This is a genomic window from Streptomyces sp. JHA26, assembly GCF_002005565.1.
Taxonomy (GTDB): domain Bacteria; phylum Actinomycetota; class Actinomycetes; order Streptomycetales; family Streptomycetaceae; genus Streptomyces.
In genome coordinates, this window is record NZ_BDJC01000063.1 from 13962 (window position 1) to 37359 (window position 23398).

Below are 23398 nucleotides of genomic sequence, written 5' to 3' on the forward strand. Positions count from 1 at the left end.
ATGGTTTCGGTCGTACGTCCCCTTCTCGTGCGGTTGATCGATCATGTACGGGAAAGACAGGCAAGGTCCGGGGATGCGTGAAAGGCCCGATGTCGTCGGTGAGGCGGACATGCGTACGGAGGTGGAATCCAAGCGGATCGACTTGAGCGTGCCCCAGGTGGCGGGCAGCGCCCTGGCGGCGGTGGTCGCCGCCAAGCTCGCCTCCTCCTTCGGCGTCTACGGCACGATCCTCGGCGCCGGCCTGATCAGTGTCGTCGCCACCTGCGGCGGGCCGGTGTTCCAGCACTTCTTCAAGCGCACCGCGGAGCGGTTGAGGACCAGGCGCGCCGCCGTGGCGGGTGTCGCGGCGGGTGCCGGACGCTCCGGCGGGCGAGCGGCGCCCCCTCCCGGCGAGTTCTCCGAGGGCACCGTCTACCGCGCGCGGGTCAGGAGCTGGAAGCGGCCCCTGCTCGCGGCGGCCCTCGTCTTCGGCGTCACCATGGGCGGGATCACCGTCTACGAAGCCGCCTCCGGCCACGACCTGAGCGGCGGACACAGCACGACCGTCGGCAGAGCCCTCTCCGGTCACGGCGACTCCGCGCCGGACCCGGGGGAGTCGGGCGGCACCGGCGGCTCCGCGGACTCCCCGGCTCCGACGGACCCGGCGGACTCGGCGGATCCGGGGGACCCGGGGGACTCCGGCACCGGCGACGAGGCGCCGGCGGCGACTCCGTCCGGGACCCCGAGCGGCTCCCGGGGCGGTACGTCGCCGGACGGCACCTCCCCGCAGGACGGTGGCACCGGGGCCGGTCCGGCGCCCACGCCGGGCGCCACCGGGAGCGACGGGTCCGGGAGCGACGGGTCCGGCGAGGGCGCGAGCCCGGCCCCCGACGCCTCGGCTACGGCCCCAGGACCCGGCGCAAGTAGTCGTTCTGGAACCGGCGATCAGGGTCAAGACGGTCCCGCAGCGCCGTGAACTCGCCGAAGCGCGGATACACCCCGGCGAAGTACTCGGCGTCCCGTGTGTGCACCTTGCCCCAGTGCGGGCGTCCCTCGTGGGCGGTGAAGATGCGCTCGGCGGCGGTGAAGTACGCCCGGTAGGGCGTGCCCCGGAACATGTGGACGGCGACGTACGCGCTGTCGCGGCCCGAGGCGGTGGACAGCGTGATGTCGTCGGCCGGGGCCGTCCGCACCTCGACCGGGAAACTGATCCTCAGCCCCGACCGGTCGACCATGGCCTTCAGCTCGCGCAGCGTCTCGACGACGGCCTCGCGTGGAACGGCGTACTCCATCTCCACGAACCGCACCCGGCGCGGGGAGGTGAAGACCCGGTGGGGGATGTCGGTGTACGTCCGCGCGGACAGGGCCCTGCTGGAGACCCGCGCGATCGCCGGGACGGTGGCGGGCACCGCGCGGCCGACCCAGTTGGCCGCCTGGAAGACGCCGTTGGAGAGGAACTCGTCGTCGAACCAGCCCTGGAGGCGCCCCACCGGCCGGGCGGGGCCCGCGCTGCGGTTGTTGCGCTTGGTGTTGGTGTTGCCGGTGTGCGGGAACCAGTAGAACTCGAAGTGCTCGTTCTCGGCCCACAGGTCGTCGAAGTCGGCGAGGACCCGCTCGAGGGGCATCGGTTCCTCGCGGGCCGTCAGCAGGAAGACCGGTTCCACGGCGAAGGTGATCGCGGTGACGACGCCGAGGGCACCGAGGCCGATCCGGGCGGCGGCGAAGACCTCGGGGTTCTCCTCCTCGGAGCACGTGAGCACCGAGCCGTCGGCAGTGACCAGTTCCAGGCCCTTGATCTGGGTGGCGATCGAGGCCGAGTCGCGGCCCGTGCCGTGGGTGCCGGTGCTGGTGGCCCCGGAGACCGTCTGCTCCATGATGTCGCCCATGTTCGTGAGCGACAGGCCCTCCCGCGCGAGGGCCACGTTGAGCCTCCTGAGCGGGGTGCCGGCCTCCACCGTGACCGTCATGGCCTCGCGGTCGATGCGGCGGATGCCGGTCAACAGATGAGGACGGATCACCATCCCGTCCGTCGCGGCTATGGACGTGAAGGAGTGCCCGGTGCCGACGGCCTTGACCCGCAGCCCGTCCTCGGCGGCCCGGCGTACGGCCCGGACCAGTTCGTCGACGGACGCGGGGGCGACCTCCCGCGCCGGACGCGCCGAGACGTTGCCGCCCCAGTTACGCCACGTGCGGTTCCTCCCGCTCGTCCGCCCGCTCGCCGTGCGTGTGCTGCCCAACGGTCCCTCCCCGACGCGGAGCCGGCCGCTTGAGCCGGCGGTACCCGAGGAAACCGACCGCGACCGCGACGGCCCCGGCGACCGCCGGAACCCCGTACCCCGCACGCGCCCCGGCCGCGTCGATCACCCAGCCGCCCACGGACGAACCGAGCGCGACCCCGACCGCGAGCCCGGTGCTCACCCAGGTCATGCCCTCGGTGAGCTGGGCGCGTGGTACGTGCTCTTCGATGAGGGACATGGTCGTGATCATCGTGGGAGCGATGGACAGACCCGCAACGAACAGCGCCGCGGCCAGAAACGGCAGGTTCCCGACCAGTTGGAGGGGGATCATACTCACGGCCATCGCACACACGCCCAGCAGCCAGCGGCGCTCGGGCGGTCCGGCGAAGCGCAGCAGACCGAAGACCATGGCCGCCGTGCAGGAGCCCGCCGCGTACAGGGCCAGCACGAGGCTGGCGGCGGCCTTGTGCCCCTCCTCCTCGGCGAAGGCCACGGTGACCACGTCGACGGCCCCGAAGATCGTCCCCGTGGCCGCGAACGTCGCGACCAGGACCTGCAGTCCCCGGGAGCTCAGCGCGGTGCCGCCGCCGCCCCCGTGGTCGCGCGGGTGCGGCACGGGCTCGGTGGCGCGCTGGGCGGTCAGCCAGAAGACGCCGGCCGCCAGGAAACAGGCGGCCAGCAGCGGACCGGCCTCCGGGAACCACGCCGTGGACAGGCCGATGGAGATGATCGGCCCGAAGATGAAGCAGACCTCGTCCACCACGGACTCGAAGGAGTACGCGGTGTGCAGCTGCGGAGTGCCCCGGTAGAGGGCCGCCCAGCGGGCCCGGACCATCGCGCCGAGGCTCGGCACGCAGCCGATGCCTACACAGGCCGCGAACAGCACCCAGTCCGGCCACCCGTAGTGGGCGGCCGGCAGCAGCACGGCCGCCGCGGTGAGCGACACCAGCGTCGCCGGGCGCAGCACGCGCCGCTGGCCGTACCGGTCCACCAGCCGCGACACCTGCGGTCCGGCCACGGCGGCGGCGAGCGCGATGGTGGCCGACAGCGCGCCGGCCAGTCCGTACCGGCCGGTGAGCTGCGAGATCATCGTCACCACGCCGATGCCCATCATCGACAGCGGCATCCGGCCGAGGAAGCCCGCGAAGGAGAAACCCTTGCTGCCGGGGGCGGCGAACAGGGCGCGGTAGGGGCTGGGCAACGATGTCTCCGATAAGGGCTCAGTAAGGTGCGCTCGCAGTCGATACAGCTTACGCGCGGGGATGCCCCGAAAGAACCCCCGCGGGACGCACCGCAGCCACCCACCGATGTCCTGTGTCAGTGCCGGGTGGCAGGATCGAGACATGCCTGACGTGCTCGATGCCAGCCCCTACGACGCCCTGCTCCTGCTCTCGTTCGGCGGCCCGGAGGGCCCGGACGACGTGGTCCCGTTCCTGGAGAACGTGACGCGCGGGCGCGGCATCCCCAAGGAACGCCTCAAGGAAGTCGGACAGCACTACTTCCTCTTCGGCGGGGTCAGCCCCATCAACGACCAGAACCGCGCCCTGCTGGACGCCCTGCGCGAGGACTTCGCCGAGCACGGCCTGGACCTGCCGGTCTACTGGGGCAACCGCAACTGGGCGCCGTACCTGACGGACACCCTGCGCGAGATGGTCCGCGACGGCCGCCGCCGCATCCTCGTCCTCGCCACCAGCGCCTACGCCTCGTACTCGGGCTGCCGCCAGTACCGCGAGAACCTCGCGGACGCGCTCGCCGCCCTCGAGGCCGAGGGCCTGGAGCTGCCGAGGATCGACAAGCTGCGGCACTACTTCAACCACCCCGGCTTCGTCGAGCCCATGGTCGACGGTGTCCTCCGGTCCCTCGCCGACCTCCCCGAGGAGGTCCGCGACGGCGCGCACATCGCGTTCTCGACCCACTCGATCCCCACCGCCGCGTCCGACACCTCCGGCCCGGTCGAGGAGCACGGCGACGGCGGTGCCTACGTCCGCCAGCACCTGGACGTGGCGCGGCTGATCGCCGACGCCGTCCGGGAGCGCACCGGCGTCGACCACCCCTGGCAGCTCGTCTACCAGTCGCGCTCCGGTGCCCCGCACATCCCGTGGCTGGAGCCCGACATCTGCGACCACCTGGAGGAGCGCCACGCGGCCGGCGTCCCCGCCGTGGTGATGGCCCCCATCGGCTTCGTCTCCGACCACATGGAGGTCCTCTACGACCTCGACACGGAGGCCACCGCCAAGGCCGCCGAGCTGGGGCTGCCGGTGCGCCGTTCGGCCACCGTCGGCGCCGACCCGCGGTTCGCCGCCGCGGTCCGCGACCTCGTCCTGGAGCGGGCCTCCGTCGAGCGCGGCCAGGAGGTCACGCCGTGCGCCCTGGGCGCGCTCGGCGCCAGCCACGACCTGTGCCCCGTCGGCTGCTGCCCCGCCCGCGCCCCCCGGCCCGCCGCCGCGGGCGCCGACAGCCCCTACGCCTGAGGAGCCCCGTGACCGACGTGACGACCGACCCCCTCCACACGGAGCTGCTGGAGATCGCCCGGGAGGCCGCCCACCGGGCGGGCGAACTGCTGCGCGACGGCCGCCCGGCCGACCTCGGGGTCGCGGCCACCAAGTCGAGCCCGATCGACGTGGTGACCGAGATGGACATCGCCGCCGAGAAGCTGATCACCGGCCTGATCGCCGACCGCCGGCCCGCCGACGGCTTCCTCGGCGAGGAGGGCGCCGCCGTCGAGGGCACCAGCGGCGTCCGCTGGGTGATCGACCCGCTCGACGGCACGGTCAACTACCTCTACGGCCTGCCCACCTGGGCGGTCTCCATCGCCGCCGAGCAGGACGGCGAGCGGGTCGCCGGGGTGGTCGTGGCCCCGATGCGGGGCGAGACGTACTGGGCGGTCCGGGGCGGCGGCGCCTGGGCGACGGGGGCCTGGGACGGCGAACGGCGGCTCGCCCGCCGGGCCGCGGCGCCGCTGGACCAGGCACTGGTCTCCACCGGCTTCAACTACGTCGCCGAGGTCCGCGCCGAGCAGGCCGAGATCGCGCGGCGGCTGATCCCGCTGGTACGGGACATCCGGCGCGGCGGTTCGGCCGCGATCGACCTGTGCGACGTGGCCGCGGGCCGCCTCGACGGCTACTACGAACGGGGACTGCACCCCTGGGACCTCGCGGCAGGAGACCTGATCGCCCGGGAGGCGGGCGCGGTGACCGGTGGACGCCCCGGGGAGCGCCCGTCACGCGATCTGACGATCGCGGCCACCCCCGAGGTCTTCCAGTCCCTCCAGCGGCTCCTGGCGGACTTCGGCGCCTGACGCCGCTCCCGCACCCCCCGCACGACACGACGGGGCCCCGGCGCCGGATGACGCCGGGGCCCCGTCGCTCACGGGCCGGTCAGACGCCGGTCGCGTCGACTTCCACACCGTGCTCGGCGGCGAGACGGCGCAGGTCGTCGAGCTCGCCCAGCTCGACCTCGACGAGGAACTCGTCGCCCTCGTCGCGAGCCCGGGACAGGTCGGACTCGGTCGTCTTTATGCGCTGCAGAAGTCCTGCGGTGAAAGCGTCCATGCTGCGCCCCCTCGTCCTGGGTCGTGGGTCGGTGGCACGGGGGTGTGCCGGTTCGGAAGGGGCGATCACGTCTCCGGTGGAGTGCCCAGCGCTGCCCTGCTGGGCGGCGACGGTGCCGGACACCCACGCCCGCTCTGCGGAAGCGGACCACGGAGCACCGCGTGGCGCGCGGTACGGGCAGAGCGTGATCGCGGGGTGTAAAGCCGTCCTCCCCATGCCCCCTCCCGCGGAAACCTCAACGGCACGAGAAAATCCCGCATTCCCGGGTAGGCGGTCCGAAAAGACGATCTTTTCCGGGCGGTCGTCCTCCGCCCGGCCGCATCCCGTCGGCCGTTTCCGTCCGCCCCTCCCCGGCCCCCGCCTTACAGCCGACTTATGACCGAAAAGGGCAGGATGGAGGCCAACACACCCACGAGACCCCCCTGCCCTCGTGCGTCCGAGCGGCGTCACGCGGGTGGACACAGGAAGGACAAGCGACGTGCGCGTACTCGTCGTCGAGGACGAGCAGCTGCTCGCCGATGCGGTGGCCACCGGACTGCGCCGGGAGGCCATGGCCGTCGACGTCGTGTACGACGGTGCGGCCGCCCTGGAGCGCATCGGCGTCAACGACTACGACGTGGTCGTCCTCGACCGCGACCTCCCCCTCGTGCACGGCGACGACGTGTGCCGCAAGATCGTCGAACTCGGCATGCCCACCCGCGTGCTGATGCTCACGGCCTCCGGCGACGTCAGCGACCGGGTCGAGGGCCTGGAGATCGGCGCCGACGACTACCTGCCCAAGCCCTTCGCCTTCAGCGAGCTCATCGCGCGCGTGCGTGCGCTGGGCCGGCGCACCAGCGTGCCCCTGCCGCCCGTTCTGGAGCGCGCCGGGATCAAGCTCGACCCCAACCGCCGCGAGGTCTTCCGCGACGGCAGGGAGGTCCAGCTCGCCCCGAAGGAGTTCGCCGTGCTGGAGGTGCTCATGCGCAGCGAGGGCGCGGTCGTCTCCGCGGAGCAGCTGCTGGAGAAGGCGTGGGACGAGAACACCGACCCGTTCACCAACGTCGTGCGCGTGACCGTGATGACCCTGCGCCGCAAACTGGGCGAGCCGCCCGTCATCGTCACCGTGCCCGGCTCCGGCTACCGGATCTGATCGGCCGTGGCGACGACACCCGCACCCCCCGGGGCGCCCCCGAAACCCACCTGGGACCCCCGCCCGGCGACCCCCCTGCCGTGGCTGCGCCCCACCATCCGGATAAGGCTCACGCTGCTGTACGGCGGCATGTTCCTGATCGCGGGCATCCTGCTGCTGTCGATCATCTACCTGCTGGCGGCGCAGGCGCTGACCACGGGCAACGAACCGCTGTTCAAGATCGTCGGCGGCACCGACATCAAGGTCTCCAGCGACAAGTGCCCGGTCGTGAACAACGCGAGCAACCTCTCGCTGTCCACGTTCAACGCGGCGATCAGCGAGTGCATCGACCACCAGCGGCAGGTCGCCCTGGACAACCTGCTCAGCCGCTCGCTGCTGGCCCTGCTCGGCCTCGCCGTGATCGCCTTCGCCTTCGGCTACGCCATGGCCGGCCGCGTCCTGTCGCCGCTGGGCAGGATCACCCGCACCGCGCGCGCCGTGGCCGGTTCCGACCTGTCCCGGCGCATCGAGCTGGACGGCCCGGACGACGAGCTCAAGGAGCTGGCGGACACCTTCGACGACATGCTGGAGCGATTGCAGCGGGCCTTCACGGCCCAGCAGCGCTTCGTCGGCAACGCCTCGCACGAGCTGCGCACACCGCTCGCGATCAACCGCACCCTCCTGGAAGTGCACCTGTCCGACCCGAACGCCCCGGTGGAGCTCCAGCAGCTCGGCAAGACGCTCCTCGCCACCAACGAGCGCAGCGAGCAGCTCGTCGAGGGCCTGCTGCTGCTGGCCCGCAGCGACAACCAGATCGTCGAGCGGGGGCCCGTGGACCTCGCCGAGGTCGCCGGCCAGGCCATCGACCAGGTGCACGCCGAGGCGGAGGCCAAGGGCGTGCGCATCACGGGCGACCGCGAGCCCGCGGTGGTCCGGGGCAACGGCGTGCTGCTGGAGCGGATCGCGCTGAACCTGGTGCAGAACGCCGTGCGCTACAACGTGGCCGAACAGGGCTGGGTGGAGGTCACCACGGCGGTCGAGAACGGCCACGCGGTCCTGGTCGTCACCAACACGGGCCCGGTCGTGCCGGCGTACGAGATCGACAACCTCTTCGAGCCGTTCCGGCGGCTGCGCACGGAGCGCACGGGCAGCGACAAGGGGGTCGGCCTCGGCCTGTCCATCGTGCGGTCGGTGGCCCGGGCGCACGGCGGGCACATCTACGCGCAGCCGCGCGAGGGCGGGGGGCTCGTGATGCGTGTCACGCTCCCGGTCTGAGACCATGGCCCCGACATCCCGCCGGGACCCGGAGACGTTCGCTCCGGGCGGAATTTCCAGGTCGCCGTCCAGGGGTTCGCGTGTGTGATCGATCACAGCGACGGCTTTTCCGCCCTCTACTCTCCGTGATCATGCACCCTGTCGGAAAGCCGGGAAAATCCTGGTTTTCAGGGGTGCTGATCACGGGAAGTACACGGTGAGACGCCTTTGAAGTGCGGTATTCGGACCGTGTACGGTCCCCATCGCCATCCACGCCGATCACTCTTGAGGAGTCCGGTTGGGTGTCGATTGAGTAACAGACCTTGATGTGAGGCAAAATCTCCGCCTCGGGTCGGGCACAAGTCCGGCCTCTCACGCGTTACGTGCGCTGGAGACACCCGCAGACACCCAGAGGGGGAGAGCGACCATGGCCACCGATTACGACACTCCACGCAAGACCGACGACGACGTCGACTCGGACAGCCTTGAAGAGCTGAAGGCCCGGCGGAACGACAAGTCCGCCTCGGCCGTCGACGTCGACGAGTTCGAAGCCGCAGAGGGCCTCGAGCTTCCCGGTGCCGACCTTTCCAACGAGGAACTGGCCGTCCGTGTGCTGCCGAAGCAGCAGGACGAGTTCACCTGCATGAGCTGCTTCCTGGTGCACCACCGCAGCCAGCTGGCCCGGGAGAAGAACGGCCAGCCGATCTGCCGCGACTGCGACTGAGGCGGGGTCGGCCGTGACCGGCTCGACCCCTCCCTGGAAGCGCCGCTTCTCCGCGCGAGGAGCGGACCAAGGGCCGTCCGACGGCCCACAGCGCGCGCGTGACGACGAGCGGGGCCCGACCGATCCGGGGACGGCCCCGCTCGAACCGGGGAACGACCGGGGCGACCTCCCGGCGACCGTCCGGACACCGGCGCCCGCTGCCCGGCGCCGGGCAGCGGCGTTCCGGGACAGGGCGGGACAGGGCGTCCGCAGGGGCGGCGACCGTGCCAGGGCGGCCCTGGCGCACCTCGCCGACCGCGTCGTCGAGCTGGCCCCGCGCGTCCCCGTACGGGACCTGGCGACGCTGCGCAGGCAGTTCCCCGGGCTCGGCCCCGAGGAGATCGCCGACCGCCTCGTGAGCGGCGCCACCCGGGGCACCGCGACCATCGGTGCCGGGATCGGCGCGGCGGCGATGCTCCCCGTACCGCCCGCGATGCCCACCGAGCTGGCCGCCGAGGTCACCGGTGTCGCGGCGATCGAGCTCAAGCTGATCGCCGAACTCCACGAGGTCTACGGCGTACGCCCGCCCGGCACCCTGACGCAGCGCAGCACCGCGTACCTGAACTCCTGGTCGGACGAGCGCGGCGTCGAGGTGACCAAGCCGTCGACCCTCGGCACGGCGATGAACAGCCACATGAAGCGCCAGCTGCGCCAGCAGATCATGAAGCGCATGGTGCGCAACCTGCCCAACCTGATGCCGTTCATGGTGGGTGCCGCCGTGGGCGCCTTCATGAACCGGCGCGACACCCGGAAGCTGGCCGACCGCATCCGTGCGGACCTGCGCAGACGGCAGGTGTCCTGGGACGCCCTCGGGGAGCTTCCCGCCCTGGAGAGGCCCGAGGACGCCCTCGACATGGACGCCCTCGGAAAAGACCTCGGGCCCGGGCACTGACCCCCCGCGCGTGCGCTACGCGGCCGCCTTCGCCGCCCGCAGCGCCTCGACCAGCCGCTCCGGCTCGCGGGTCGACAGGTACAGGTACGGGGTCGGGTCCTCGGGATCCGTGACCTCGACGCGCACGGCCGTCGGGACGTAGGCGCGCAGCAGCATGAAGGCGCGGACGTCGGCCTTGTGGGTGCGCCAGGCACGGGCCTCCTCCGGGTCGAGGACCTCCGCCTCGCCCAGGGCCGTCAGCGGCACCTTCGCCTCGCCCGCGACCAGCGACTCCCCCACGATCCGGATGCGGACCGCGCCGTACGAACTCGTCACGACCGCCGCCGCGGCCGTGCCGCCCGCCAGGCCGCCCAGCATCGGCAGCGTGCCCAGGGGCAGCAGGATCAGGGCGCACGAGAGGCCCACCAGGAAGGAGAACAGCCACCAGGAACGGGGCGCGGTGAGACGTTCTTCGTAAGGGGTGGCGGAGAGCTGCATGAAGCAAGCTTGGCACGGTATCGGCGATCGGCCGACGCGCGGGTAAGGTCTGCGCCTGTGAGTGGTACTTCCCCGGCTCTTCAGCCCCCCGCCGACGCCGTGAAACCCGTACGGCACCCCGACGCGCCCGCCCCCGGCGAACTGCTCGGCGCGCACTACGGCCAGTGCTTCGGCTGCGGCGGCGACCAGCCGCACGGACTGCACCTGCAGGCGCGGGCCGGCGAAGGCGTGGCGATCACCGCCGAGTTCACCGTCCAGCCCGCCCACCAGGGCGCCCCCGGCCTGGCGCACGGCGGCGTGCTGGCCACGGCCCTGGACGAGACCCTCGGCTCGCTGAACTGGCTGCTGCGGACCATCGCGGTGACCGGCCGGCTGGAGACCGACTTCCTGCGGCCCGTGCCCGTGGGAACCACGCTGTACCTGGAGGCCGAGGCGACCGCGACGGCCGGCCGGAAGATCTACTCCACCGCCACCGGCCGCATCGGCGGCCCGGACGGCCCCGTCGCCGTCCGCGCCGACGCGGTGTTCATCGAGGTCAAGATCGACCACTTCGTGGACAACGGCCGCGAGGAGGAGATCCGCGCCGCCATGGACGACCCGGACCAGCTCCGCCGCGCCCGCGCCTTCGAGGTGAACCCGTGAGCCGCGAACCCCTGGACGTCCTCCTCCGCCGCGTCGACCCGGACGTGCCGCTGCCCGCGTACGCGCAGCCCGGCGACGCCGGAGCCGACCTGCGCACCACCGTGGACTGCGAACTGGCCCCCGGGGAACGGGCCGTTCTGCCCACCGGCGTGTCTGTGGCGCTCCCCGAGGGGTACGCGGCCTTCGTGCACCCGCGTTCCGGTCTGGCCGCCCGCTTCGGTGTCGCCCTCGTGAATGCCCCGGGGACGATCGATGCCGGGTACCGTGGAGAGATCAAGGTGATCGTGGTGAATCTCGACCCGCGCGAGAGCGTGCGGTTCGAGCGCTTCGACCGGATCGCCCAACTGGTCGTCCAGCAGGTCGAGAGGGTCCGCTTCCGTCCGGTCGCGGAACTTCCGGGATCGGCGCGGGCCGAAGGGGGCTTCGGGTCCACCGGCGGTCACGCCGGGACGGACCGTGCGAGCGGCACAAGCGGTCAGGTCGCCGAGGGCGACCCGACGGGTGGGAATCGATACGCTTCGGTCGTATCCGACCGGGAAGGACAGTGACGTGTTCGGACGTCGCAAGAAGAGGGATGCCGCCGAGGACGCGGCCGGCGAGGCCGAGCAGGTCGTCGACAGCGTCGACACCGAGGCGGACGAAGGGCGCGAGCGCGTGCGGCTCGAACCCGGACCGCGGCCCGACGGGCCCTGGGACAGCACCGAGGTCAGCGACCCGGGCGAGGGCCGGGTGGACCTGGGCGGCCTGTTCGTCCCCGGCGTGGACGGCATGGAACTGCGCGTCGAGGTCGCGGGCGACGCGATCGTCGCCGCCACGGTCGTGCTGCGCGACAGCGCCATCCAGCTCCAGGCCTTCGCCGCGCCCAAGCGCGAGGGCATCTGGGGCGAGGTGCGCGAGGAGATCGGCTCCGGCATCACCCAACAGGGTGGCATCGTCGACGAGGTCGAGGGCCCGCTGGGCTGGGAGCTGCGGGCCCAGGTGCCGGTGCAGCTGCCCGACGGCACGGGCGGCTTCCAGGTCGTGCGGTTCGTCGGTGTGGACGGCCCCCGCTGGTTCCTGCGCGGAGTGATCTCCGGCCAGGGCGCGGTGCAGCCGCAGGCCGCCGGTCTGCTGGAGCAGATCTTCCGGGACACGGTCGTGGTCCGCGGCGACGGCCCGATGGCCCCCCGCGACCCGATCGTCCTCAAGCTGCCGAACGACGCGCAGATGGTCCCCGAGGGCGTCCAGCAGGAGGAGGGCTCCCGCTTCTCCGGCGGCATGGGCCAGCTCCAGCGCGGACCGGAGATCACCGAGGTCCGGTAGGCACGACTCGGCCGAACGGCTTCGAGGGGCCGCATCCCACCGGGGATGCGGCCCCTCTTCGCGTGCGCCCGCCCCGGGCCCTCGCGTGTGCCTCTCCCGTGCCCGTGGTGCGCGGCCCCTTGACGGCGCATTGGTCCGGACCTACGGTCATGCTCCGGTCAATGTTCATGTCAACGTACAGCGTTCACTCATATGAACGGAGTCGTCATGCGTCGTCGCACCCCCCTCCTCGCGACCGCCACCGCCGCCCTCGTCGCGGCCGGTGTCCTCGCGCAGCCGGCCGCGCAGCACGCCGAGGCCGCCCCCGGGGCCCCGGCCGCACCCGAGACCCCCGCCGCCGCTCCCGCCGCCTTCGTCCATCCCGGAGTCACCGTCTCCCGGGGCCAGCTCGACTTCGTCCGCGCCGAGGTCGACGCCGGCGCCCAGCCCTGGAAGACCGCCTTCGACCGGATGATGGCAAGCAAGTACGCCGACCTGAACCGCACCCCCAAGCCCCGCGCGGTCGTCGAGTGCGGCTCCTACTCCCACCCGAACCTCGGCTGCACCGACGAGCGCGAGGACGCCATCGCCGCCTACACCCAGGCCCTCGCCTGGTACGTCACCCGCGACGAGCGGTACGCGAAGAAGTCCATCCAGTTGATGGACGCCTGGTCGGCCGTGATCCGCGACCACACCAACAGCAACGCGCCCCTGCAGACCGGCTGGGCCGGCTCCTCCTGGGCCAAGGCCGCCGAGATCGTCCGGCACACCTACGGCGGCGGCTGGTCCGGCTCCGGCCGCTTCGCCGGCATGCTGCGCGACGTCTACCTGCCCGAGATCATCAACGGCTCCCACTCCAACGGGAACTGGGAGCTGACGATGATGGAGGCCGCCGTCGGCATCTCCGTCTTCCTGGAGGACCGCGCCTCCTACGACAAGGCCATGGCGAAGTTCCGCACCCGCGCCGCCGCCTACGTGTACCTGGAGTCCGACGGGCCCCTGCCGAAGACCGTGCCCGCCCAGAACCTCGACACCCGGGACAAGATCGTCACGTACTGGCAGGGGCAGTCCACCTTCGTCACCGGGCTCACCCAGGAGACCTGCCGCGACTTCACGCACACCGGCTACGGCGTCTCCTCCCTCTCGCACATCGCCGAGACCAGCCGCATCCAGGGCCAGGACCTGTACGGCACCGACGTCGGCGAACGGCTGCGGCACGCCCTCGGCTTCCAGGCGAAGTACGAGCAGGGTGCGGCCGTCCCGAGCTGGCTCTGCAAGGGCTCCCTGCACCTCGGGCTCGGCCCGGTCACCGAGGTCGGCTACAACGCCCTGCACAACCGGCTCGGCCACGCCATGACCAACACCCAGGCGCTCACCGAACGCACCCGCCCCTCCGGCACCAACAACCTCTTCGTCGCCTGGGAGACCCTCACCCACGGGGACAATCCCGCCTGACCGTTGATCGACCGGGCGTCGGACGGCGATACTGACGTCCGGTCGCGGGGGACACGGGAGCACCCGGGGACACGGGAGCACCCGGGACGCGGGGAACACGGGGAGGGCGGACGTCATGCCGCACGTGGTGACGGAGACCATGGTGCGCGTCGAGGACGTGCACAAGTCGTACGGCCACGGCACCGCCGCCGTCCACGCCCTGCGCGGCGTCTCCTTCGAGGTGCCGCGCGGCGAGCTGGTCGCCCTCAAGGGACGGTCCGGCTCCGGCAAGACCACGCTGCTCAACATCGTCGGCGGCCTCGACGCACCGGACGCCGGGCGCGTCGCGGTCGACGGCCGCGACCTCGCGGAGCTGGACGAGGACGGGCTGCTGGCACTGCGCCGCGACCGCGTCGGCTTCGTCTTCCAGTCCTTCGGGCTCATCCCGATCCTCACCGCGGCCGAGAACGTGGGCGTGCCGATGCGGCTGCGCCGGACCCCGCCGCGCGAGCGCGACGAGCGCGTCGAGCTGCTGCTCTCCCTGGTCGGCCTCGCCGACCACGCCGCCCAGCGGCCCGGCGAGCTGTCCGGCGGCCAGCAGCAGCGGGTCGCCATCGCCCGCGCCCTGGCCAACAGCCCCGCGCTGCTGATCGCCGACGAGCCCACCGGCCAGCTGGACGCCGAGACCGGCCACGCCGTGATGGAGCTGCTGCGGGCCGTCGTCCACAGCGAGCGGGTCACCGCCCTGGTCGCCACCCACGACGCCACGCTGCTCGACCTCGCCGACCGGGTGCTGGAACTGCGGGACGGGGAGATCGTCGAGCGGTGACGCCGCGTGGGACGCCACCGCTCCGAACCGGAGGCGGACCCCGCGCCTCCGCGGCCTCCCGTCGCCGGTCTCGGCACAGGACACCGCTTCGGGAAGCGAACCGTGGGGGCTTGCTCCAGGACGGGCCCCGACGGGGTTCATGGCTGTCGTCGTGCCCCGGTACGCTTCAGGTATGAGTGCTGCTCCTCGTTCCGGCAAGCCGGTGGGCCGCTTCCGGCGCATGTTCGACCGGCTCTCCTCCTCGCAGGAGGACCTGGAGTCGGAGGAGCTCCGGGAGGACGCCGACACCGCCGGCTGCACGCGCATCGGGGACTGTCAGGACCGGCAGATCGTCACGGTTACTGGTACCTTGCGCACGGTCACCCTGCGTCCGCGTGCGGGCGTCCCGGCCCTGGAGGCCGAGCTCTTCGACGGCTCCGCCGCCCTGGACGTGGTGTGGCTGGGCAGACGCTCCATCGTGGGCATAGAGCCGGGGCGCAAGCTCATCGCATCGGGTCGGGTCTCCATGAGCCGGGGCCGCCGGGTGCTCTTCAACCCGAAATACGAACTGAGACCCCTCGGACGGGAGTAGCCGGTGACGTCGCTCGACAAGCCGACCGAAGACACGGAGGCGCACGACGCCCGGGCGGTGACGGAGGCCGCGCTGTTCGAAGCGTTCGGCGGCGTGCGGGGCATGGTCGAGACGGTGCTGCCGGGGCTCCTGTTCGTCACCATCTTCACGATCAACAGCGACCTGCACCTGTCGGCGATCGCGGCGCTGGCCGTGTCGCTGGTCCTGGTCGCGGTCCGGCTGGTGATGAAGGACACCGTCAAGCACGCCTTCAGCGGCGTCTTCGGGGTCGCCTTCGGCGTGGTCTTCGCGATGATGACCGACAACGCCAAGAACTTCTATCTCCCCGGCATGCTCTACACCTTGGGCCTGGCCCTGGCGTACATCGTCACGACGCTGGCCGGAGTGCCCCTGATCGGCCTGATCCTCGGCCCGGTCTTCAAGGAGAACCTCTCCTGGCGCACCCGTAACCCGGGCCGCAAGAAGGCGTACGCGAAGGCGAGCTACGCCTGGGGCCTGATCCTGCTCGCCAAGTGCGCGATCCTCTTCCCGCTGTACTGGTGGGCGGACACCGAGCAGCTCGGCTGGGTCCTGGTCATCCTGAAGATCCCGCCCTTCCTGCTCGCCGTCTGGCTGACCTGGGTCTTCCTGGCGAAGGCGCCGGCCCCCATCGACGTGTTCGCGGAGATGGAGGCGGCGGAGAAGGCCGAGAAGGAGAAGGCAGGGGGCGAGGCGCCCGGCCGGGAGCACACGGCCGAGCTCGTCGGCGAGTCCGCCGACTCCGGCTCCGGCTCCCTGCCGCATCCCGCGGACGGCGAGAGCGGCGCCGCCGACCCGCGCGGCGGCAGGCACCGCAAGGCGTGACGGAACACGACGGTGGGGGCGCCCGGATCTCTCCGGGCGCCCCCACCGTCGTACCGCGTCGCAGCCGTCAGCCCCGGGCGTCGGTCCGCCGCGCCGACAGCAGGTCCTCCAGCTGCTCCTCGCGGGCCTGCGCCGCCACGAACAGCAGCTCGTCACCCGCTTCCAGGGAGTCCTCCTGGGACGGCGTCAGCACCCGGGTGCCGCGGATGATCGTGACCAGCGAGGTGTCCTCGGGCCACCGGACGTCCCCGACCTGGGTGCCGGCCAGGGCGGACTCCTCCGGCAGCGTCAGCTCCACGAGGTTGGCGTCGCCGTGGCTGAAGCGCAGCAGCCGGACCAGGTCGCCGACGCTCACCGCCTCCTCGACCAGGGCCGACATCAGACGCGGGGTGGAGACGGCGACGTCCACGCCCCAGGACTCGTTGAAGAGCCACTCGTTCTTCGGGTTGTTCACCCGGGCCACGACGCGCGGCACGCCGTACTCCGTCTTGGCCAGCAGGGACACGACCAGGTTGACCTTGTCGTCGCCGGTCGCGGCGATGACGACGTTGCAGCGCTGGAGCGCCGCCTCGTCCAGGGACGTGATCTCACACGCGTCGGCGAGCAGCCACTCCGCCATCGGCACGCGCTCGACCGAGATCGCGGTCGGCGCCTTGTCGATGAGCAGGATCTCGTGGCCGTTCTCCAGCAGCTCGCCCGCGATCGAACGGCCGACCGCGCCGGCTCCGGCAATGGCGACCCTCATCAGTGACCGCCCTCCTCTTCGGGACCCTCGGCGAACGCCGCCTCGACCTTGTCGACCTCGTCGGTGCGCATCATCACGTGCACCAGGTCGCCCTCCTGCAGCACGGTCTGCGAGGAGGGCAGGATCGCCTCCCCGAGCCGGGTGACGAACGCCACCCGCACGCCGGTCTCCTCCTGGATCCGGCTGATCTTGTGACCGACCCAGGCCGAGGAGGTGTGCACCTCGGCGAGCTGGACACCCCCGGTGGGGTCGCGCCACAGCGGCTCGGCGCCCGAGGGCAGCAGCCGGCGCAGCATCTGGTCGGCCGTCCAGCGGACGGTGGCGACCGTGGGGATGCCGAGACGCTGGTAGACCTCGGCACGGCGGGGGTCGTAGATGCGGGCGGCGACGTTCTCCACGCCGAACATCTCGCGGGCCACCCGGGCGGCGATGATGTTCGAGTTGTCCCCGCTGGAGACGGCGGCGAAGGCGCCGGCCTCCTCGATGCCCGCCTCGCGCAGGGTGTCCTGGTCGAAGCCGACGCCGGTGACCCTGCGGCCGCCGAACGAGGAGCCCAGACGGCGGAAGCTGGTGGGGTCCTGGTCGATCACGGCGACCGTGTGCCCCTGCTGCTCCAGGGTCTGGGCGAGAGCGGAACCCACACGCCCGCAGCCCATGATGACAATATGCATCGCGTCACACCGCGCTTCCTACGGGCACTGCCACCTTAGTGGATGTCGTGCTCATGTCTCTCTTTCGGCTCGCCTGGCGACATGGAGCGGCCAGTGTGCGGGCCGCAGGGGAACATCATGCCGGTGACCGCCGACGGTGACGCCCCTAGGGGCCCGTGGAGCCGCGGCCCCTCCGCCACCTGCCCAACGTATCGGCAAGCCCGCGGGGTCCGCACGAGCCGCCTCACCCCTCGGCGGACGACCCCCGGCGGCCGATGCTGCGGATGCTGGCAAGAGTCAGGATTCCGAGGCCGACGAGCGTGACGGCGCCGCCGACGAGCTCTGCGCTCAGATGCATGGAACCTCCAGGGCGGGCAACGGCCGGGAATCACGCGGTGTTTGTCATATAGGCACGGCGGCCCCGCAGCCTACGGAATCCGCAGCCGCGGCACCCCCCGAATTCACCCGTAGAGCAGACGGCGGACAGATCGGGGGTGGCGGGTGGGCGGGCACCCGTTCGAGCGCTTACGATCCTCTGTTGTGTCCAAACTGACCGACGTGCCCAAGCGGATTCTCATCGGGCGCGCACTGCGCAGTGACCGGCTGGGGGAAACGCTCCTGCCGAAGCGCATCGCCCTTCCCGTCTTCGCCTCCGACCCGCTGTCCTCCGTGGCCTACGCCCCCGGCGAGGTGCTGCTGGTCCTGTCCATCGCGGGCGTGTCGGCGTACCACTTCAGTCCCTGGATCGCCGTCGCGGTCGTCGTGCTGATGTTCACCGTGGTCGCCTCCTACCGGCAGAACGTGCACGCCTACCCGAGCGGCGGCGGCGACTACGAGGTGGCGACCACCAACCTCGGGCCGAAGGCCGGCCTGACGGTGGCGAGCGCACTGCTGGTCGACTACGTCCTGACCGTCGCCGTGTCCATCTCCTCCGGCATCGAGAACCTCGGCTCCGCGATCCCGTTCGTCGTCGAGCACAAGGTGTTCTGCGCGGTCGCCGTGATCGTGCTGCTGACGCTGATGAACCTGCGCGGCGTCAAGGAGTCGGGCAAGCTCTTCGCGATCCCGACGTACGTCTTCGTCGGCGGCGTCTTCATCATGATCGCGTGGGGTGCGTTCCGGGGCGTGGTGCTCGGGGACAGCATGCGCGCGCCCACCGCGGACTACGAGATCAAACCGGAGCACCAGGGCCTGGCCGGCTTCGCACTGGTCTTCCTGCTGCTGCGGGCCTTCTCCTCCGGCTGTGCCGCGCTCACCGGCGTCGAGGCCATCTCCAACGGCGTCCCGGCCTTCCGCAAGCCCAAGTCGAAGAACGCGGCCACCACGCTCTCGATGATGGGCCTGCTCGCCGTCACCATGTTCTGCGGCATCATCGCGCTGGCCGCCGCCACCCACGTCCGGATGGCGGAGAACCCGGCCGCCGACCTGTTCCACAACGGCGTCGCCGTCGGCGCGGACTACGTCCAGCACCCGGTGATCTCCCAGGTCGCCGAGGCCGTGTTCGGCGAGGGCAGCTTCCTGTTCATCCTGCTGGCCGCCGCCACCGCGCTGGTCCTCTTCCTCGCCGCGAACACCGCCTACAACGGCTTCCCGCTGCTCGGCTCGATCCTCGCCCAGGACCGCTACCTGCCGCGCCAGCTCCACACCCGCGGCGACCGGCTGGCCTTCTCCAACGGCATCGTGCTCCTGGCCGGCGCGGCCGTGCTCCTCGTCGTCATCTACGGCGCCGACTCCACCCGCCTGATCCAGCTCTACATCGTCGGCGTGTTCGTCTCCTTCACGCTCAGCCAGGTCGGCATGGTCCGCCACTGGAACCGCCACCTGGCCACGGAGAAGGAACAGGCCAAGCGGCGCCACATGATCCGCTCGCGCGCCATCAACGCCTTCGGTGCCTTCTTCACCGGACTGGTGCTGGTCGTCGTCCTCGCCACGAAGTTCACGCACGGCGCGTGGGTCGCCCTGCTCGGCATGTGCATCTTCTTCGCGACGATGACGGCGATCCGCAAGCACTACGACCGCGTCGCCGAGGAGATCGCGGCCCCCGAGGACCCCACGGAGCCCCCCGGCGACGATCTGGTCCGGCCCTCCCGCGTCCACTCCGTCGTCCTGATCTCCAAGATCCACCGCCCCACCCTGCGCGCCCTCGCCTACGCCAAGCTGCTGCGCTCGGACTCCCTGGAGGCGCTCAGCGTCAACGTCGACCCGGCGGAGACGAAGGCGCTGCGCGACGAGTGGGAGCGGCGCGGCATCGACGTACCGCTGAAGGTGCTGGACTCGCCGTACCGCGAGATCACCCGGCCGGTCATCGAATACGTCAAGGGCCTGCGCAAGGAGTCGCCGCGCGACGCGGTCTCCGTGATCATCCCCGAGTACGTGGTCGGCCACTGGTACGAGCACCTGCTGCACAACCAGAGCGCGCTGCGCCTCAAGGGTCGGCTCCTGTTCACCCCCGGGGTCATGGTCACCTCCGTCCCCTACCAGCTGGAGTCCTCCGAGGCGGCCAAGCGGCGGGCCCGCAGGCAGCAGGACTGGAACGCGCCCGGCGCGGTCCGGCGCGGTCCGGCGCACCACGACCGGTCGAAGGACTCCTCGCCGTCCACGTAGACTGGTCGGCTGTTGTCCTTCGCCGTGCGCCTTCCGGCGTCCGTCTCCCGTCGTCCCGTTCTCTGGAGTCATCCCGCCATGCAGGCAGAACCGAACAAGTCGCAGGCGGAACCGGCCGCGGTGTCCCTGGTGGGGGAGGAGTACGAGGTCGAGATCGGCCCCGTCGCCCACGGCGGCCACTGCATCGCCCGCACGTCCGAGGGGCAGGTGCTGTTCGTCCGGCACGCGCTGCCCGGTGAGCGGGTCGTGGCCCGGGTGACGGAGGGCGAGGAGGGCGCGCGGTTCCTGCGCGCCGACGCCGTCGAGATCCTGGACGCCTCCAAGGACCGCATCGAGGCACCCTGCCCCTTCGCCGGCCCCGGCCGCTGCGGCGGCTGCGACTGGCAGCACGCCAAGCCGGGCGCCCAGCGCCGGCTGAAGGGCGAGGTCGTCGCCGAGCAGCTGAGGCGCCTGGCGGGCCTCACCCCGGAGGAGGCCGGCTGGGACGGCACGGTGATGCCGGCCGAGGGGGACAAGGTGCCCGCAGGGCAGGTCCCGTCGTGGCGCACGCGCGTGCAGTACGCCGTGGACGACGAGGGCCGCGCGGGCCTGCGCAAGCACCGCTCGCACGAGGTGCAGCCGATCGACCACTGCATGATCGCCGCCGAGGGCGTCAGCGAGCTGGGCATCGAGCGGCGCGACTGGACGGGCATGGAGTCCGTCGAGGCGATCGCGGCCAGCGGCTCCCAGGACCGGCAGGTCATCCTGACCCCGAAGCCGGGCGCCCGCCTGCCCATCGTCGAGCTGGACCGCCCGGTCTCCGTCATGCGGGTCGGGGAGAAGGACGGCGGTGTCCACCGCGTCCACGGCCGCCCCTTCGTCCGCGAACGCGCGGACGGCCGGACCTACCGCGTCGGCAGCGGCGGCTTCTGGCAGGTCCACACGAAGGCGGCCGACACCCTGGTCACGGCGGTCATGCAGGGCCTGCTGCCCCGCAAGGGCGAGACGGCCCTCGACCTGTACTGCGGCGTCGGCCTCTTCGCGGGCGCCCTCGCCGACCGCCTCGGTGACGAGGGCGCGGTCCTCGGCATCGAGTCCGGCAAGCGCGCCGTCGAGGACGCCCGGCACAACCTCGCCGGCTTCGACCGCGTGCGGATCGAGCAGGGCAAGGTCGAGGCGGTCCTGCCGCGCACCGGGATCACCGAGGTCGACCTGATCGTCCTGGACCCGCCGCGCGCGGGCGCGGGACGCAGGACGGTGCAGCACCTGTCGTCGCTGGGCGCCCGGAGGATCGCCTACGTGGCCTGCGACCCGGCCGCGCTGGCCCGGGACCTGGGGTACTTCCGGGACGGGGGGTACCGGGTGCGGACGCTGCGGGTGTTCGATCTGTTCCCGATGACCTCGCACGTGGAGTGCGTGGCGATTTTGGAGCCCGCAGCAAAAGGCGTCTGACCTGATGCGTCACTGATTCTTCAGGTCGGGGGTGGCTCGCGCCGACAGGCCTCCGTGGGTGCATGACGTCAAGGGTTTGCCAGGTCGGGAAAGCCCGTGGCCGCGGCCGGCACAGCGACGGCCGTCCCGTCGCGTGAGTGGACGACGAACAGAGCGACCTGGAGCAGGCGTACTCGGCCGCCCCCACCGTGCACGTGGCCTTCTCTGCCACGTCAACCTGCGGATCGGCCTGCGCGAGGACGACTTCCGGACTCTCGCCGAGTTCGCCCGTTCCCGGGTACTTAACAAGCCACCGGCTGAGTCTGCCCTCAGCCCGTCGAGGAGTTCTGTCCGTGACTCCGCGATCGTTTGCGGGACACCCTTGGTCGGGAGTCGTCCACGTCGCTTTCGGCGTCGACACGTTCCCCTGCCCGGGGCCGCCGGCTGTTCAGCCGCCGAGCCGAACGGAACCGAGCTCGCCTGGGCGCTCTTGACACGGCTCTGTGGCAACGTGACCCCGAGAAACGCCCACGCCAGGCAGGTTGGCGACCAACCGACGCGGGGCCCCAACCAGTTCCACGCTCGCCGAACACCTGGCCGCCACCAGCGTCTCTCAGGGCGGCACGATCGACCGGGTCGTGATACGGGGCACCTCGGACATGCTCTGTACGGGCGTCAACCTCACATTTTGCGTCAACCTCCGCTTCGGAGCCATCCGATCCTTGCCCTAGCCGGGGTGTATGACAAGGATCAAGGTGGGGCAGGTGCAGCCTCCACGCGGTCGCTCCCTGGAGTCACGCATGCGGGACGCGCGTGTGTCAGCAGACCTATGATCTGGGACACAGCTTTGAATGAACGAAGGTTGAGAAGGAAATGCAGACGCTTACTCAGAAGTCTTGATATTGAACCGCCGCTCCAGGTGCGCGAACTGTGCAGGCGTCTGGGTGAGTATCGCGACCGCCCCATCAGCCTGGTTCCGTTCCCGCTGCCCGTACCCGGTCCCTTCGGTCTGTGGGTCGCCACGGGCACTGCGGACTATATTTTCTACCAGCAGGAGACCAGTCCGTCGCACCAGGACCACATCATCCTGCACGAGATAAGCCACATACTCGCCGACCACCCGGGTGGCGAGGCCGAGGGCGGGGTGTGGCAGGCGGCAGTGCCCGACATCCACCAGGACGTCATCACCAGAATGCTGCGGCGCTCCGGATACGGTGAGGAATCCGAACGCGAGGCCGAGTTGGTGGCGACCATCATCCTGGAGTGGGCCTCCGTGCTGAACCAGGTCACTCCCCGCGACTCGCAGGACCCCTCCCTCGGTCCCCTGCGTAACGCGCTCCACTCCCGCTGGGGGTGGATGTGACATTCCAGATACCTCTGATCATCCTGCTCGGCATCGGGGTGCTGTGGAAGGGCGTCGACCTGGCGCGTGCCCCGCGCGACCGGGTGTTGCGCCTTCTCGTCCTCTGCCTGCTGTTGTTGCTGGGCGGCGAAATCCTGAGCATTCCCGGGATCAACAGCGCGATCGACAGGGCCACGATTACGGGGGCGGGCAAGGTGGCGTTCAACGCGATCTACATGTCAGGCCTGTGCGCCCTCAATCTGTTCTTCGCGTCCTCCGCGCGTGGCGTCGACGGTGCCTACCGTCGGCATCTGCGGTCGAACACCGGGCTTCTCTGTGGCGTACTGATCACCATGGTGGCCACCATGGCCGCCACGCCGGCGGCGCGGCGGGGTCACTCATTGGCAACCCCCTATATGGCGGAGCCGCCCATCGCCTTGTTCTATCTGGTCGGCAATGTCTACTTCCTCTACGCATATCTGGCGGCCGGCCGGTGGGCACTGCGCTATGCCCGGAAAGCGGCCCAGCACCTCGGGGTCGGCCTACGGATCACGGCTGTGGGGCTCCTCGGGCTGGCCGTGACCTCAGTCAACCGGATCATCCTGGTCGCGCTGCGCTTTGACGAACCCGGATCGCACGAGGTGTTCAACGCCGTCAACTGGTCCCTGTCCGACTGGGCGATGGGGGTCACGCTCGTCGGAATCTGTTACTCGGCCTTCGCGCAGGTCGTCACCAGGGTGCGGTCGACAGCACGCCATCGCCGTATGTACCACGAACTCACTC

At 71.3% G+C, this 23398-nt stretch carries 24 protein-coding genes; 18 read left to right on the forward strand and 6 right to left on the reverse strand.

The genetic code is table 11. From position 1 onward, the window contains the following. The first annotated feature begins 73 nt into the window (after positions 1-73). Complete coding sequence (locus JHAT_RS28445; RefSeq protein ID WP_077801145.1) at positions 74-955, forward strand: hypothetical protein; 882 nt, start codon at positions 74-76, stop codon at positions 953-955. Here JHAT_RS28445 and JHAT_RS28450 read toward each other — a convergent pair. Both JHAT_RS28450 and JHAT_RS28455 read right to left on the reverse strand, forming a co-directional pair. Then, a complete protein-coding gene (locus JHAT_RS28450) occupies positions 879-2216 on the reverse strand; it encodes a D-arabinono-1,4-lactone oxidase (RefSeq protein WP_077801146.1) in 1338 nt (445 codons plus the stop codon). The genes JHAT_RS28445 and JHAT_RS28450 overlap by 77 nt on opposite strands. After that, a complete protein-coding gene (locus tag JHAT_RS28455) occupies positions 2158-3417 on the reverse strand; it encodes an MFS transporter (protein ID WP_077801147.1) in 1260 nt (419 codons plus the stop codon). The genes JHAT_RS28450 and JHAT_RS28455 overlap by 59 nt, the downstream gene beginning before the upstream one ends. 142 nt (positions 3418-3559) lie before the next feature. Here JHAT_RS28455 and JHAT_RS28460 point away from each other — a divergent pair, with 142 nt between their 5' ends. Next, entirely contained in the window at positions 3560-4687 is a 1128-nt protein-coding gene (locus JHAT_RS28460; RefSeq protein WP_077801148.1) for a ferrochelatase, read from the forward strand. 8 nt (positions 4688-4695) lie between these two features. After that, complete coding sequence (locus tag JHAT_RS28465; RefSeq protein ID WP_077801149.1) at positions 4696-5514, forward strand: inositol monophosphatase family protein; 819 nt, start codon at positions 4696-4698, stop codon at positions 5512-5514. Positions 5515-5593: 79 nt separating this feature from the next. Here the strand turns inward: JHAT_RS28465 and JHAT_RS34780 are convergent, their stop codons facing one another. Next, on the reverse strand, positions 5594-5767 hold the full coding sequence (locus tag JHAT_RS34780; RefSeq protein ID WP_171991101.1) for a hypothetical protein: 174 nt from the start codon (positions 5765-5767) through the stop codon (positions 5594-5596). A gap of 478 nt (positions 5768-6245) precedes the next feature. Here JHAT_RS34780 and JHAT_RS28470 point away from each other — a divergent pair, with 478 nt between their 5' ends. The 4 genes from JHAT_RS28470 to JHAT_RS28485 all read left to right on the forward strand — a co-directional run bounded on the left by JHAT_RS28470 (position 6246) and on the right by JHAT_RS28485 (position 9787). After that, the gene (locus tag JHAT_RS28470) at positions 6246-6899 is read left to right on the forward strand and encodes a response regulator transcription factor (RefSeq protein ID WP_010353034.1); all 654 of its coding nucleotides are present in this window, start codon (positions 6246-6248) and stop codon (positions 6897-6899) included. A 6-nt stretch (positions 6900-6905) separates the two neighbouring features. After that, on the forward strand, positions 6906-8153 hold the full coding sequence (locus JHAT_RS28475) for a HAMP domain-containing sensor histidine kinase (RefSeq protein ID WP_077801150.1): 1248 nt from the start codon (positions 6906-6908) through the stop codon (positions 8151-8153). Between the two features lie 406 nt (positions 8154-8559). Beyond that, entirely contained in the window at positions 8560-8856 is a 297-nt protein-coding gene (locus tag JHAT_RS28480) for a DUF4193 domain-containing protein (RefSeq protein ID WP_003993510.1), read from the forward strand. 13 nt (positions 8857-8869) lie between these two features. Next, the gene (locus JHAT_RS28485) at positions 8870-9787 is read left to right on the forward strand and encodes a hypothetical protein (protein WP_077801151.1); all 918 of its coding nucleotides are present in this window, start codon (positions 8870-8872) and stop codon (positions 9785-9787) included. A 15-nt stretch (positions 9788-9802) separates the two neighbouring features. Here JHAT_RS28485 and JHAT_RS28490 read toward each other — a convergent pair whose 3' ends face one another. Then, a complete protein-coding gene (locus JHAT_RS28490; RefSeq protein WP_077801152.1) occupies positions 9803-10264 on the reverse strand; it encodes a DUF3093 domain-containing protein in 462 nt (153 codons plus the stop codon). Between the two features lie 57 nt (positions 10265-10321). Between JHAT_RS28490 and JHAT_RS28495 the strand changes: the two genes are divergently transcribed. The 7 genes from JHAT_RS28495 (at position 10322) to JHAT_RS28525 (ending at position 15864) form a co-directional block, all read left to right on the forward strand. Beyond that, the gene (locus tag JHAT_RS28495; RefSeq protein WP_077801153.1) at positions 10322-10906 is read left to right on the forward strand and encodes a PaaI family thioesterase; all 585 of its coding nucleotides are present in this window, start codon (positions 10322-10324) and stop codon (positions 10904-10906) included. Next, a complete protein-coding gene (dut, locus tag JHAT_RS28500; protein ID WP_077801154.1) occupies positions 10903-11454 on the forward strand; it encodes a dUTP diphosphatase in 552 nt (183 codons plus the stop codon). Before JHAT_RS28495 ends, dut begins: the two co-directional genes overlap by 4 nt. Before the next feature lies 1 nt (position 11455). After that, entirely contained in the window at positions 11456-12208 is a 753-nt protein-coding gene (locus JHAT_RS28505; RefSeq protein ID WP_077801155.1) for a DUF3710 domain-containing protein, read from the forward strand. Positions 12209-12415: 207 nt separating this feature from the next. Further along, complete coding sequence (locus JHAT_RS28510; protein WP_107482048.1) at positions 12416-13642, forward strand: alginate lyase family protein; 1227 nt, start codon at positions 12416-12418, stop codon at positions 13640-13642. 115 nt (positions 13643-13757) lie between these two features. Continuing rightward, on the forward strand, positions 13758-14450 hold the full coding sequence (locus JHAT_RS28515; RefSeq protein ID WP_077801157.1) for an ABC transporter ATP-binding protein: 693 nt from the start codon (positions 13758-13760) through the stop codon (positions 14448-14450). A 172-nt stretch (positions 14451-14622) separates the two neighbouring features. After that, on the forward strand, positions 14623-15021 hold the full coding sequence (locus JHAT_RS28520; protein ID WP_077801158.1) for an OB-fold nucleic acid binding domain-containing protein: 399 nt from the start codon (positions 14623-14625) through the stop codon (positions 15019-15021). 3 nt (positions 15022-15024) lie between these two features. Beyond that, on the forward strand, positions 15025-15864 hold the full coding sequence (locus JHAT_RS28525) for a DUF3159 domain-containing protein (protein ID WP_077801159.1): 840 nt from the start codon (positions 15025-15027) through the stop codon (positions 15862-15864). A 67-nt stretch (positions 15865-15931) separates the two neighbouring features. Here the strand turns inward: JHAT_RS28525 and JHAT_RS28530 are convergent, their stop codons facing one another. Both JHAT_RS28530 and JHAT_RS28535 read right to left on the reverse strand, forming a co-directional pair. Further along, positions 15932-16609, reverse strand: a complete 678-nt coding sequence (locus tag JHAT_RS28530) for a TrkA family potassium uptake protein (protein WP_077801160.1) — start codon at positions 16607-16609, stop codon at positions 15932-15934. Beyond that, complete coding sequence (locus JHAT_RS28535; protein WP_077801161.1) at positions 16609-17280, reverse strand: TrkA family potassium uptake protein; 672 nt, start codon at positions 17278-17280, stop codon at positions 16609-16611. Before JHAT_RS28535 ends, JHAT_RS28530 begins: the two co-directional genes overlap by 1 nt. Positions 17281-17799: 519 nt before the next feature. Here JHAT_RS28535 and JHAT_RS28540 point away from each other — a divergent pair. The 4 genes from JHAT_RS28540 to JHAT_RS28555 all read left to right on the forward strand — a co-directional run. Beyond that, positions 17800-19863: an APC family permease gene (locus JHAT_RS28540; RefSeq protein ID WP_077801162.1), complete on the forward strand. Its 2064-nt coding sequence runs from the start codon at positions 17800-17802 to the stop codon at positions 19861-19863. Positions 19864-19941: 78 nt separating this feature from the next. Continuing rightward, positions 19942-21294 carry a class I SAM-dependent RNA methyltransferase gene (locus JHAT_RS28545; protein ID WP_077801163.1) on the forward strand — a complete coding sequence of 451 codons (1353 nt, stop codon included), beginning with the start codon at positions 19942-19944 and terminating at the stop codon, positions 21292-21294. 898 nt (positions 21295-22192) lie between these two features. Next, positions 22193-22636, forward strand: a complete 444-nt coding sequence (locus JHAT_RS28550; protein ID WP_253195638.1) for a hypothetical protein — start codon at positions 22193-22195, stop codon at positions 22634-22636. After that, the coding region (locus JHAT_RS28555; RefSeq protein WP_171991102.1) for an MAB_1171c family putative transporter at positions 22627-23398 on the forward strand (772 nt) is incomplete at its 3' end. The genes JHAT_RS28550 and JHAT_RS28555, both read left to right, overlap by 10 nt.